The following is an 11,947-nucleotide window of genomic DNA, read 5'->3' on the forward strand; positions in this document are numbered from 1 at the left end:
GAGGGGATCTCCTTGACGATCGCCTTGACCGTGCGGGTGGTGTGCTTGGGGGGGGGGGGGGGGGGGGGGGGGGGGGGGGGGGGGGGGGGGGGGGGGGGGGGGGGGGGGGGGGGGGGGGGGGGGGGGGGGGGGGGGGGGGGGGGGGGGGGGGGGGGGGGGGGCTCGGCGGTACGGACGATGACGCGGCCGATGTCGTTGGCGACGAGCTGCCCGGGGGCCGGGTGCTGGGAGAGGTCGTCCAGGGTGAGCCGGGAGGGGATCTCCTTGACGATCGCCTTGACCGTGCGGGTGGTGTGCTTGAGCAGCACCCGCTGGCCGACCGCGAGCGGCGTGTCCGCGACATGGCAGACCGTGGCCTGGATGTCCTGCGTGGCGGGCGGGACGTCCGAGCTGGGCACGATCAGGTCGCCGCGCGCGATGTCGATGTCCTCCGCCAGGAGCAGCGTGATCGACTGCGGCGTCCACGCCACGTCCACCGGCTGCCCGAGCAGGTCGATCCCGGCGATCTTCGAGCTGCGGCCGGACGGCAGGACCGTCACCGACTCGCCCACCCGGAAGGTGCCGGCCGCGATCTGGCCCGCGTAGCCGCGGTAGTCGGGGTGCTCGGCGGTCTGCGGGCGGATCACGTACTGCACGGGGAGCCGGGCGTGGCAGGTCGCCAGGTCGTGGCTGACCGGGACCGTCTCCAGGTGTTCCAGGACCGTGGGGCCGCCGTACCAGTCCATGTTCGAGGACGGCTCGACGACATTGTCACCGGCGAGCGCCGAGATCGGGATCGCGGTGATCTCCGGGACGCCCAGCTCACCGGCGTACGCGGTGAACTCCTCGGCGATCGTCGCGAAGACGGTCTCGTCGTAGGAGACGAGGTCCATCTTGTTCACGGCGAGGACCACGTGCGGGACGCGCAGCAGCGCGGCGACCGCGGCGTGCCTGCGGGTCTGCTCGATGACGCCGTTGCGGGCGTCGACCAGGACCACGGCGAGGTCGGCGGTCGAGGCGCCGGTCACCATGTTCCGGGTGTACTGCACGTGCCCCGGGGTGTCGGCCAGGATGAACCGGCGCCGGGGGGTCGCGAAGTAGCGGTAGGCCACATCGATGGTGATGCCCTGCTCGCGCTCGGCCCGCAGGCCGTCGGTGAGCAGCGCCAGGTCGGGCGCCCCGGCGCCGCGGCTCGCGGAGGCCCGCTCGACCGCTTCGAGCTGGTCGGTGAGGACCGACTTGGAGTCGTGCAGCAGCCTGCCCACCAGGGTGGACTTGCCGTCGTCGACGGAACCGGCGGTGGCGAACCGCAGCAGGGTGGTGGCCGACAGATCGGCGAACTGCTCGGTCACGGCGGTGGTGTTGCTCATGGTTAGAAGTACCCCTCGCGCTTGCGGTCTTCCATCGCGGCCTCGGAGAGCTTGTCGTCGGCCCGTGTCGCGCCGCGCTCGGTGAGGCGGGACGCGGCGATCTCGGCGATGACGGCGTCCAGCGTCGTCGCGTCCGAGTCGACGGCGCCGGTGCAGGACATGTCGCCGACCGTGCGGTAGCGCACCAGGCGCCGCTGAACGGTCTCCTCGTCCTTGGGGCCGCCCCAGTCACCGGCGGTCAGCCACATGCCGGACCGCTGGAAGACCTCGCGCTCGTGCGCGAAGTAGATCTCGGGGAGCTCGATGCCCTCGCGGGCGATGTACTGCCACACGTCGAGCTCGGTCCAGTTGGAGAGCGGGAAGACGCGCACGTGCTCGCCGGGGGCGTGCCGTCCGTTGTAGAGCTGCCACAGTTCGGGGCGCTGGCGGCGCGGGTCCCACTGCGAGAACTCGTCCCGCAGCGAGAACACCCGCTCCTTGGCGCGGGCCTTCTCCTCGTCGCGGCGTCCGCCGCCGAAGACCGCGTCGAAGCGCTCGCTCTGGATCTTCTCGGTGAGCGGCACGGTCTGGAGCGGGTTGCGGGTGCCGTCGGGGCGCTCGCGCAGCTTGCCCGCGTCGATGTACTCCTGCACGGAGGCGACGTGCAGGCGCAGCCCGTGCTCGGCCACCACCCGGTCGCGGTACTCGATGACCTCGGGGAAGTTGTGCCCGGTGTCCACGTGCAGCAGCGAGAACGGCACCGCGGCCGGGGCGAACGCCTTCAGCGCGAGGTGCAGCATCAGGATGGAGTCCTTGCCGCCGGAGAAGAGGATCACCGGCCGCTCGAACTCGCCCGCCACCTCGCGGAAGATGTGCACCGCCTCGGACTCCAGGGCGTCCAGGTGGCTGAGCGCGTAGGGGCTGTCGGTGCCCTCGTCGGTCACGGTGGCCACGGTGGTCATGCCAGACCCCTTTCGGTGAGCAGAGCGAGCAGGGCCGCGGCGGACTCCGGCACCGTCTGGTCCTGCGATTCGATGCGCAGATCGGGCGACTCGGGCTCTTCGTAGGGGTCGTCGACCCCGGTGAGCCCGGAGAGCTCGCCCGCCGCCTGCTTGGCGTACAGGCCCTTCACATCGCGTACGGAGCAGACCTCGACCGGCGTCGCGACGTGCACCTCCAGATAGGGGGTGCCGCCGCGCTGGTGGCGCTTGCGCACCGCCTCGCGGCTGTCGGCGAACGGCGCGATGACCGGGACGAGGGCGAGCACGCCGTTGCGGGCGAGGAGTTCGGCGACGAAGCCGATGCGCTGCACGTTGGTGTGCCGGTCCTCGCGGCTGAAGCCGAGGCCCGCCGAGAGGAACTCGCGGATCTCGTCGCCGTCGAGCACCTCGACCCGGCGGTTCGCCGTGCGCAGCAGGCCCGCCAGCTCGTACGCGATGGTCGTCTTCCCGGCGCTGGGCAGGCCGGTGAGCCAGACGGTGGCTCCGGTCACTTCACTCTCCTGAACTGCTCGTTCTGCCGCGGTCATCCGTGGATTCCGCACTCGGTCTTGGCGTTGCCCGACCAGCGTCCGGCCCGCGCGTCCTCGCCTTCGAGGAGGCGCCGGGTGCAGGGCGCGCAGCCCACCGAGCCGTAGCCGTCCATCAGGAGGGGGTTGGTGAGGACGCCGTGCTCGTTCACGTACGCGTCGACGTCGTCCTGCGTCCAGCGGGCGATCGGCGAGACCTTGACCTTCCGCCGCTTCTCGTCCCAGCCGACGACGGGGGTGTGGGCGCGGGTCGGCGACTCGTCGCGGCGCAGTCCGGTGGCCCAGGCCGCGTACCCGGTCAGGCCCTCTTCGAGGGGCTGGACCTTGCGCAGCTTGCAGCAGAGGTCGGGGTCGCGGTCGTGCAGCTTCGGGCCGTACTCGGCGTCCTGCTCGGCGACGGTCTGCCGGGGCGTGAGGGTGATGACGTTGACGTCCATCACCGCTTCGACGGCGTCGCGGGTGCCGATGGTCTCGGGGAAGTGGTAGCCCGTGTCGAGGAAGACGACGTCCACGCCGGGCAGGGCCCGCGAGGCGAGGTGGGCGACGACCGCGTCCTCCATGGAGGAGGTCACGCAGAACCGGGGGCCGAAGGTGTCCGCGGCCCAGGTGAGGATCTCCAGGGCCGAGGCGTCCTCAAGGTCGCGCCCGGCCTGCTCGGCGAGCGCCCTGAGCTCGTCGTCCGTGCGCTTCGTCAGCTGCTGAGTGGCCGTCATATCCGCTCCTCTCCACCGTCGGTGCGCTGTACGCCCCGGGCGAGCAGCCCGAGGAACTTGAGCTGGAAGGCCCGGTTGCACGCCGCGCACTCCCAGGCGCCGTGTCCGGTCTCGTTCGGGCGCAGGTCCTCGTCGCCGCAGTAGGGGCAGTGGAAGGGCGCCGCACGCTCGCTCACTTCAGGGCCCCCTCTTCGGCGCGGGCGGCCCAGGCGGCGAACCGCTCGCCGTCCTCGCGCTCGGCCTGGAAGCGCTTGAGGACGCGCTCCACGTAGTCCGGCAGCTCATCGGCGGTGACCTTCAGGCCGCGCACCTTGCGGCCGAACCCGGCGTCGAGCCCGAGGGCGCCGCCCAGGTGCACCTGGTAGCCCTCGACCTGGTTGCCCGCGTCGTCCAGGACGAGCTGGCCCTTGAGGCCGATGTCGGCGACCTGGATGCGGGCGCAGGCGTTCGGGCAGCCGTTGAGGTTGATGGTGATCGGCTCGTCGAACTCCGGGATGCGGCGCTCCAGTTCGTCGATGAGCGAGGCGCCGCGCGCCTTGGTCTCGACGATGGCGAGCTTGCAGAACTCGATGCCGGTGCAGGCCATCGTGCCGCGCCGGAAGGGCGAGGCGTTGACGCGCAGGTCGAGCGCTTCGAGCGCGGAGACGAGCGAGTCGACCTGCTCCCGCTCGACGTCGAGCACGATCATCTTCTGCTCGGCGGTGGTGCGGAGCCGCCCGGAGCCGTGGGCCTCGGCGACCTCGGCGATCTTCGTGAGGGTGGTGCCGTCCACACGGCCGACGCGGGGGGCGAAGCCCACGTAGAAGCGGCCGTCCTTCTGCCGGTGGACGCCGAGGTGGTCGCGCCAGACGCCCGCGGGCTGCTCGGGGGCGGGCCCGTCGGTCAGCTTCCGCTTGAGGTACTCGTCCTCAAGGACCTGGCGGAACTTCTCCGGGCCCCAGTCGGCGACGAGGAACTTCAGGCGGGCGCGGTTGCGCAGGCGGCGGTAGCCGTAGTCGCGGAAGATGCCGATGACACCGCCGAACACGTCGGGCACGTCGTCCAGGGCCACCCAGGCGCCGAGCCGGACGCCCAGCCTGGGGTTGGTGGACAGGCCGCCGCCGACCCAGAGGTCGAAGCCGGGGCCGTGCTCGGGGTGGTGGACGCCGACGAAGGCGATGTCGTTGATCTCGTGCGCGACGTCGAGCTGCGGGGAGCCGGAGATCGCCGTCTTGAACTTGCGCGGCAGGTTGGAGTAGTCGGGGTTGCCGATGAAGCGGCGCTGGATCTCGTCGATGGCGGGGGAGCCGTCGATGATCTCGTTCTCGGCGACGCCCGCCACGGGGGAGCCGAGGATGACGCGCGGGGTGTCGCCGCACGCCTCGGTCGTCTGGAGCCCGACTGCTTCGAGCCGGCGCCAGATCTCGGGCACGTCCTCGATGCGGATCCAGTGGTACTGGACGTTCTGCCGGTCGGTGAGGTCGGCGGTGCCGCGCGCGAACTCCTCGGAGATCTCGCCGATGACGCGGAGCTGCTCGGTGGTCAGGCGCCCGCCGTCCACGCGCACCCGCAGCATGAAGTACTCGTCGTCCAGCTCCTCCGGTGCGAGGACGGCCGTCTTGCCACCGTCGATGCCGGGCTTGCGCTGGGTGTACAGACCCCACCAGCGCATGCGCCCGCGCAGGTCGTTGGGGTCGATGGAGTCGAAGCCGCGCTTCGAGTAGACCGTCTCAATGCGTGTCCGCACATTGAGACCGTCGTCGTCCTTCTTGAACTGCTCGTTCCCATTGAGCGGCGTGAAGTGACCCACGGCCCACTGGCCCTCGCCGCGGTGACGGCTCGCCTTGCGGCGGGGCGTGGCTGGGGCGGGCTTCTCTGGCGTGGCGGGCATGGGGATACGTCCTTCGGGCAGCGGGAAAGCGCTTCTGGCCTGCGGGTATGGGCGCACGGAAAAGGTGCGCGCGGCTCTGCGCAGGGAGAAAGTAAGGGAAAGGCGATGATCAGATGTGCGGCGGTGCTGAGTCGATCAGCGAGCCGGACACATGGCGCTGGACATGCGGCCGAGGTCGACGTGACGCCGACTCACCAAGGCAATTCCAGTGCGATCCATGACGGAAGCGTGTCACGGGACTTTCGGCCCAGTCCAGCATTATCCAGAATGCGGACACCCTTGTCCCGCATCGTGGACAAGGGTGTCGTCGGTCACATCCGGGGGGCGTTCTCAGCCGCGCGCCGCCCCCGGCCACGGGCCCGGCGTCGCCACGTCCGGCTCCTGCTCCACCTTGGTGTCGAAGAGGCGGAAACCGCGCCGCAGGTAATTGTCCATGGCGTGCTCGCCGTCCTTGGAGCAGGTGTGCAGCCAGACCCGCTCGGTCGGCGCGAGCCCCGGCCACCGCCCCGCCAGGTCCCAGGCGCGCGCGACCGCGTACGACAGGAGGTGGCCGCCGATCCTGCGGCCCCGGAAGGCGGGCAGCAGCCCGAAGTAGACGATCTCGACGACGCCCTCGGCCTGGTCGCCCCGCTCGCCGCGCGCCGCGAGCTCCGCGTACCCGGCCGGAGTGCCCCGGTCGTAGGCGACCCACGTCTCCACGCCGGGACGGTCCAGCAGCTTCTCCCACTCGGCGTGGGTCAGGGGCAGCCGGTCGGTCCAGCGGATGTCCCCGCCGACGGAGGCGTAGAGGAAGCGGCTGAACTCGGGCGAGGGCACTTCGGCGCGCGCGACGCGCACGTCGCCCTCGGGCGCGGCGGCGGGCAGCAGGTCGCGCGGGGAGGTCTGCTCAAGCGACCAGGTGGTGACAGTGAGGCTCATGGGGCTCAGCGAATCATGGGCGGCGGGCGCGTCGTGCGGCGGGCGTCATGGGTGCCGTGCGCGCTGTACGGCGGGCGCGGTCGAGTGCGGCAGGAGCGCCGCCGGGTCCCGGGGGAGGACCACGTCGACCTCGACGTCCTCGTGGAAGCGGTAGGGGCGGTGCTCGAGGAGCCCGCCCAGATAGCGGCGGACGCGGGACAGCTCGGCGCGGACCGTCACCGTGCGCGCCGGGTCGTCGAAGATGTCCCGGGCCAGGTCGGAGGCGCTGCGGCCGGTGGGGTGGGTGGACAGGACGTAGAGCAGCTCGGCGTGGCGCGGACTCAGCTCGTGCGTCCAGTCGCGGGCGCCGCCCAGAGCCGTGAGGGTCCAGCGGCGGGACCCGCTGACGTCGAGGACGAGGCGGGCGGCCGAGGGCGGCTCGGCCTCCTCGCCCGGACTCTCCAGGCGCAGCAGCCAGCCGCCGGGCAGTGGCTCCACCCGGCAGACGCCCAGCGAGGGCAGCCAGGCGCGCCCCGCCATGAGGGACTTGGGCAGGGCGAGGCGGTCATCGAGCGGCATGCCCGTGACGGCGGCGGTCCAGCCGTGCACGTCCACCGCGACCGCCCGCCCTTCCAGACGGGCGAGGATGGGGGCCGCGACCGCGCGCAGCCGGTTCAGCGACCGCTCGTGCCGCTCCCGCAGCCGGGCCTCCGCCAGCTTGGCCACCGAGTCGACCAGGGCGAGCGTCGCCGGGTGCATGGTCTGCAGCGGGCCGCTGACGTCGATCACGCCGAGCAGCCTGCCGTCGCGCGGATCGGTCACCGGGGCGCCTGTGCACGTCCACGCGTGCTGGGTGCGTACGAAGTGCTCGGCGGAGAAGACCTGCACCGGGCGCCGCACCACCAGGGGGGTGCCGACGCCGTTGGTGCCGACGGCGTCCTCGCTCCAGTCCGCGCCCGGCACGAAGCCGAGCGCGTCCGCCTGCCGCAGCACCGCCGCGTTGCCCTCGCGCCACAGCACCCGGCCGTCCGCGTCGCTGACCACCATGATGTGCCGTGCGGCGTCCGCCACGGAGACCAGGGCCTGCCGCACCACGGGCAGCACCTCCGCCAGCGGCGAGGCGCGCCTGCGCTGCTCCAGCTCCTCCTCGCCCAGCGGACGCGACCCGTGGCCGTGGTCGGGGTCCACGCCACCGGTCAGCATGCGCCCCCAGGACTCGCCGATCACGGGACGCGGCAGCACCTGCGGGCGGCGCCCGGACAGGGCGGCGTCCCGCACCTTCATCAGCAGCCGCGCGGCGTGGCCGGGATCCATGGCGGTGATCCGCGCGAGGTCGATCGTCGAGGGGGCGTCCATCACCGCGGATTCCTTTCCGGCCGGACCGGTGTGCCGGGGCATCCCCTCATCGTGCCCCGGATGCGCGCCCGCACGTGATGGTTCGACGAGGAAGGGACCGGGGTCCCGTCGCGCGTTGCAACCTCATGCAACTCTGGCGTGCGCCCGGCGGGCGGACGACTCTGGACGCGACGCCGCCCGTGCGGTGTTCACGCTCCTCAAGGGGCTGGTAGTGCGGGGGTGGTGCCGTGTCGGCGCAGCACCACCCCCGTGTCAGCGGGCACGGGCGCGCTAGGGACGCGCGGCCGCCCGCTCCACCACCGAGGCGAGGTCCAGGGTGTGCGGCAGGGTGCCGAACGCCGCGCCCCAGTCGCCGCCGAGCCGCGAGGCGCAGAACGCGTCGGAGACCTCGGGCGGCGCGTACCGGACGAGCAGCGAGCCCTGGAGCACCAGCGCCATCCGCTCCACCAGTCGCCGGGCCCGCGCCTCGACACCCTCCAGGTCGGCCAGCTCCGTCAGCAGGTCCTTGATCGCCGCGTCCAGGCGGTGGTCCGCGCCGCGCGCCGTGCCGACCTCCTGGAGGAAGGCGTTCAGCGCCAGCGGCTCGCGCTGGAGCGCCCGCAGCACATCGAGCGCCTGGACGTTGCCCGAGCCCTCCCAGATGGAGTTGAGGGGCGCCTCGCGCAGCAGCCGGGGCATGCCCGACTCCTCGACGTAGCCGTTGCCGCCCAGGCACTCCAGGGCCTCGCCGACCATCGGCGTACACCGCTTGGTCACCCAGTACTTCGCGGCCGGGACGGCGAGCCGCAGGAACGCCCGCTCCTGCTCGCCCCCGTCGTCGTACGCGGCGGCGAGGCGCATCGCCAGCGTCGTCGCCGCCTCCGACTCAAGCGCCAGATCGGCCAGTACGTTGCGCATCAGCGGCTTGTCGATGAGCTTGCCGCCGAACGCCTCCCGGTAGGTGGCGTGGTGCACCGCCTGCGCGACGGCCTGCCGCATCAGCGCCGACGAGCCGATCACGCAGTCGAGCCGGGTCGCCGCGACCATCTCGATGATGGTGCGCACCCCGCGCCCTTCCTCGCCGACCCGGCGCGCCCACGTCCCGTCGAACTCGACCTCGCTGGAGGCGTTGGACCGGTTGCCCAGTTTGTCCTTCAGCCGCTGGATCGCGAAGACGTTGCGCGTGCCGTCCTCCAGGACGCGCGGCACCAGGAAACAGGTCAGCCCCCGCTCGGCCTGGGCGAGCACCAGGAACCCGTCCGACATGGGGGCGGAGCAGAACCACTTGTGGCCCGTCAGCTCGTACGTCCCGTCCTCGGCGAGGCCACGCGCCCGGGTCGTGTTGGCCCGTACGTCGCTTCCGCCCTGTTTCTCCGTCATGCCCATCCCGAAGACCGCGCCCGCCTTCTGGGCCGCCGGGCGCAGCTCCTGGTCATAGACGGTCGACGTCAGCCGGGGCTCCCACTCGGCGGCCAGCGCCGGGTCGGCGCGGAGCGCGGGCACCGCCGCGTGCGTCATCGACACCGGGCAGCCGTGCCCGCCCTCGGTCTGCGACCACACCAGGAACCCGGCGGCCCTGCGCACATGCCCGCCGGGCCGCGACCACGCGGCGGTCAGGCCCGCGCCGACCGCCTTGCCGAGCAGCCGGTGCCAGGACGGATGGAAGTCGACCTCGTCGATCCGGTGGCCGTAGCGGTCGTGCGTGCGGAGCACGGGCGGGTTCTCGTTGGCCAGCGTCCCCCACTCCTGCGCCTGGGCCGAACCGGCGCTGCGGCCGAGCAGCGAGAGCTCCTCGCGGGCCGCGTCGAGGAGCTCCGGGGGAAGATGCCGCTCCACGCCCTCCACGAGAGCCCGGTCGGACGCGAATACGTCATATCCCACCAGGGGCGGAGCCTGGTTGGTCACTGTGTGGGTGGTGGCTGCCATGCCGCTACGGTAAGGAGGTGCACCAGGCAAAAGAAACACCCGGGCGGCCCTCGGGGCGCTGGAACAGGGCCCGCGCCCTGTATCGCAACGTCTCCAAGCGCAGGACCGCCTGGCTGCTGCTCAAGGACACCGTCAACTCGTGCGTCGAGTACCGCATCCTGGGGCTCGCGGCCGAGGCGGCGTTCTTCACGCTGCTCTCCGTGCCGCCGCTGCTCCTCAGTCTGATCGGGCTGCTCGCCTACGTCGACCGGTGGACGGGCGCCGACACGATCGCCAGCGTCCAGAACAACATCCTGGAGGCGTCGCGTACGGTCCTGTCCGACCGGGGCGTCAGCCAGATCGCGCAGCCGATACTGGAGGACGTCCTCAAGGTCAGCCGCCCCGACGTCATCTCCATCGGCTTCCTCTTCGCCCTGTGGTCCGGCTCGCGCGCGGTGAACGTCTTCATCGACACGATCACGGTCATGTACGGCCTGGACGGCGTGCGCGGCATCGTCAAGACCCGGATACTCGCCTTCGGGCTCTTCATCGTGGCGCTGCTGATCGGTTCGGTGGCGCTGCCGCTGATGGTGGCCGGGCCCGACGCGGTGGTGGATCTGCTGCCCGGCTCCACGACGGTCGTCCAGATCCTCTACTGGCCGGTCGTCGTCATCCTCTCCGTGGTCTTCCTGACGACCCTCTACCACGTGTCCGTGCCGGTGCGCTCGCCATGGGTCGAGGACATGCCGGGCGCGCTGATCGCGCTCGCGATGTGGGTCCTCGGCAGCTTCCTCCTCCGCATCTACCTCACGAGCACGGTGGAGGGCCCGACCATCTACGGCTCCCTCGCGGCGCCGGTGGCCGTCCTGCTCTGGATCGGCGTCTCCGCCTTCGCCGTCCTGGTCGGCGCGGCGGTCAACGCGGCCATCGACCGCGTGTGGCCGTCCGTCGCCACGGCGGCGGCGCGCGCGGCGAACGACCGGATAAGGGAGGCCCAGGCGGCGGAGGTCGTCGCCCGCGCCGCCGCCGCGCGCGAGGCGTACGCCGACGCCGACCCCGACGACCCCGAGATGCCCTCGGAGTTCCCCGAGCGCTGGTCCCGCTTCCTCCCCCCGGACGACGTGACGTCCCGGCTGCGCACGCATGCGAAGAAGAGCGGCGACCAGCCACCGGAGCAGTAGGCGCCCCGGATCACCGGCTCCGCCGGGTTCGTCCTCAATCGCCGGACGGGCTCGGACATGCCTGCGTCTACGCTGCCGCCATGGACGTACTCGCAGGCTTGCTCGAAGGGCCGCGGGCGCGCGGCGCCTTCATGATCCGGGCGCTGTTCGACCCGCCCTGGTCCGTGCGCATCGCCGACGAGGCGCCCATCTCCGTCATGATCATGGTGCGCGGTTCGGCGTGGATCACTCCCCGGAGCGGTGGGGCCGCGCAGCACCTGCGCCCCGGCGACCTCGCCATCGCCTGCGGTCCCGGCCACTACACCTGCGCCGACGACCCCGGCATCGCCCCCTTCGCCGAGATCAGGCCCGGCGAGCACTGCGTGCCGCTGGACGGCGCCCCCGTCGCCCGCTACACCGGCCTGGGGCTGCGCGCCTGGGGCGAGAGCCGCGACAGCTCCGTGGAGATGCTGATCGGGACGTACCAGATGCGGGGCGAGATCACGGGGCGGCTGCTCGACGCCCTGCCGCCCCTCCTCGCGCTGCCCACGGACGTGTGGGACTGCCCGTTCACGCCGCTGCTCGCCGAGGAGATGAACCGCGACGACCCCGGCCAGGAGGTCGTGCTCGACCGGCTGCTCGACCTGCTGCTGATCGCCGCCCTGCGGGCCTGGTTCTCGCGGCCCGAGGCCGAGGCGCCCGCCTGGTACCGGGCGATGGGCGACCCCGTCGTCGGCCGCGCCCTGCGGCTGCTCCAGGACGACCCGGCCCACCCCTGGACCGTCGCGGACCTCGCGACGAAGGCGGGTGTCTCCCGGGCCGCGCTCGCCCGGCGGTTCGCGGAGCTGGTGGGGGAGCCCCCGATGACGTACCTGACCAACTGGCGGGGGGGGGGGGGGGGGGGGGGGGGGGGGGGGGGGGGGGGGGGGGGGGGGGGGGGGGGGGGGGGGGGGGGGGGGGGGGGGGGGGGGGGGGGGGGGGGGGGGGGGGGGGGGAGGGACGTGGCCGAACAGCACACCGCATACCGGGAGCGGGCCTCCCGGCTGCCGGGCGCGGGTCCACAGGACCGCGCCGGGGCCGCCCSCGGCGACGGTGCGGCGGTCCGGCCGGTGCTCCCCGACGGCTGCATGGATCTGCTGTGGCGGGAGGGGCGGCTCTTCGTCGCCGCCGTCGGCCCCGGCGCGGGTCCACAGGACCGCGCCCGGCAGCCG

Annotated in this window: 11 protein-coding genes and 1 pseudogene; 2 read left to right on the forward strand and 10 right to left on the reverse strand. The window is 72.8% G+C overall.

Annotated features, from left to right (window positions below):
* From AB8Z36_RS15440 to AB8Z36_RS15485, 10 genes are all read right to left on the reverse strand, one after another.
* Positions 1 to 1,349 (reverse strand): sulfate adenylyltransferase subunit 1 (locus tag AB8Z36_RS15440; RefSeq protein WP_369213869.1); only part of this gene is annotated, 1,349 nt, incomplete at its 3' end.
* Positions 1,350 to 1,351: 2 nt separating this feature from the next.
* Entirely contained in the window at positions 1,352 to 2,290 is a 939-nt protein-coding gene (gene cysD / locus AB8Z36_RS15445) for a sulfate adenylyltransferase subunit CysD (protein WP_369213870.1), read from the reverse strand.
* On the reverse strand, positions 2,287 to 2,856 hold the full coding sequence (gene cysC, locus AB8Z36_RS15450) for an adenylyl-sulfate kinase (protein WP_369213871.1): 570 nt from the start codon (positions 2,854 to 2,856) through the stop codon (positions 2,287 to 2,289). The genes cysD and cysC overlap by 4 nt, the downstream gene beginning before the upstream one ends.
* On the reverse strand, positions 2,853 to 3,569 hold the full coding sequence (locus AB8Z36_RS15455) for a phosphoadenylyl-sulfate reductase (RefSeq protein WP_369213872.1): 717 nt from the start codon (positions 3,567 to 3,569) through the stop codon (positions 2,853 to 2,855). Before AB8Z36_RS15455 ends, cysC begins: the two co-directional genes overlap by 4 nt.
* Complete coding sequence (locus AB8Z36_RS15460; RefSeq protein WP_369213873.1) at positions 3,566 to 3,745, reverse strand: hypothetical protein; 180 nt, start codon at positions 3,743 to 3,745, stop codon at positions 3,566 to 3,568. The genes AB8Z36_RS15455 and AB8Z36_RS15460 overlap by 4 nt, the downstream gene beginning before the upstream one ends.
* Positions 3,742 to 5,439, reverse strand: coding sequence for a nitrite/sulfite reductase (locus tag AB8Z36_RS15465; RefSeq protein ID WP_369213874.1), 1,698 nt, complete (start codon positions 5,437 to 5,439; stop codon positions 3,742 to 3,744). Before AB8Z36_RS15465 ends, AB8Z36_RS15460 begins: the two co-directional genes overlap by 4 nt.
* A 135-nt stretch (positions 5,440 to 5,574) precedes the next feature.
* Positions 5,575 to 5,658 (reverse strand): putative leader peptide, encoded by an 84-nt coding sequence (locus tag AB8Z36_RS15470; RefSeq protein WP_330166862.1) that lies wholly within the window; start codon positions 5,656 to 5,658, stop codon positions 5,575 to 5,577.
* Positions 5,659 to 5,769: 111 nt separating this feature from the next.
* A complete protein-coding gene (locus tag AB8Z36_RS15475) occupies positions 5,770 to 6,357 on the reverse strand; it encodes a GNAT family N-acetyltransferase (protein ID WP_369213875.1) in 588 nt (195 codons plus the stop codon).
* A gap of 45 nt (positions 6,358 to 6,402) precedes the next feature.
* Positions 6,403 to 7,692: a GAF domain-containing protein gene (locus AB8Z36_RS15480; protein WP_440581926.1), complete on the reverse strand. Its 1,290-nt coding sequence runs from the start codon at positions 7,690 to 7,692 to the stop codon at positions 6,403 to 6,405.
* A 270-nt stretch (positions 7,693 to 7,962) separates the two neighbouring features.
* Entirely contained in the window at positions 7,963 to 9,597 is a 1,635-nt protein-coding gene (locus tag AB8Z36_RS15485; protein WP_369213877.1) for an acyl-CoA dehydrogenase family protein, read from the reverse strand.
* A 17-nt stretch (positions 9,598 to 9,614) separates the two neighbouring features.
* Here AB8Z36_RS15485 and AB8Z36_RS15490 point away from each other — a divergent pair, with 17 nt between their 5' ends.
* Entirely contained in the window at positions 9,615 to 10,757 is a 1,143-nt protein-coding gene (locus tag AB8Z36_RS15490; RefSeq protein ID WP_369213878.1) for a YihY/virulence factor BrkB family protein, read from the forward strand.
* Between the two features lie 80 nt (positions 10,758 to 10,837).
* Positions 10,838 to 11,623 (forward strand): annotated as a pseudogene (locus AB8Z36_RS15495) (cupin domain-containing protein); the annotation flags it as partial.
* Between the last annotated feature and the right edge of the window lie 324 nt (positions 11,624 to 11,947).

It is taken from the genome of Streptomyces flavofungini (genome assembly GCF_041028215.1).
GTDB lineage: Bacteria > Actinomycetota > Actinomycetes > Streptomycetales > Streptomycetaceae > Streptomyces > Streptomyces flavofungini_B.

Bases quoted from the DNA above. Each gene is read 5' to 3' on its own strand.
- cysC (WP_369213871.1), bottom strand. From the start codon at position 2,856: ATGACCGCGGCAGAACGAGCAGTTCAGGAGAGTGAAGTGACCGGAGCC.
- AB8Z36_RS15480 (WP_440581926.1), bottom strand. From the start codon at position 7,692: ATGGACGCCCCCTCGACGATCGACCTCGCGCGGATCACCGCCATGGAT.
- AB8Z36_RS15455 (WP_369213872.1), bottom strand. From the start codon at position 3,569: ATGACGGCCACTCAGCAGCTGACGAAGCGCACGGACGACGAGCTCAGG.
- AB8Z36_RS15465 (WP_369213874.1), bottom strand. From the start codon at position 5,439: ATGCCCGCCACGCCAGAGAAGCCCGCCCCAGCCACGCCCCGCCGCAAG.
- cysD (WP_369213870.1), bottom strand. From the start codon at position 2,290: ATGACCACCGTGGCCACCGTGACCGACGAGGGCACCGACAGCCCCTAC.
- AB8Z36_RS15470 (WP_330166862.1), bottom strand. From the start codon at position 5,658: ATGGATCGCACTGGAATTGCCTTGGTGAGTCGGCGTCACGTCGACCTC.
- AB8Z36_RS15475 (WP_369213875.1), bottom strand. From the start codon at position 6,357: ATGAGCCTCACTGTCACCACCTGGTCGCTTGAGCAGACCTCCCCGCGC.
- AB8Z36_RS15485 (WP_369213877.1), bottom strand. From the start codon at position 9,597: ATGGCAGCCACCACCCACACAGTGACCAACCAGGCTCCGCCCCTGGTG.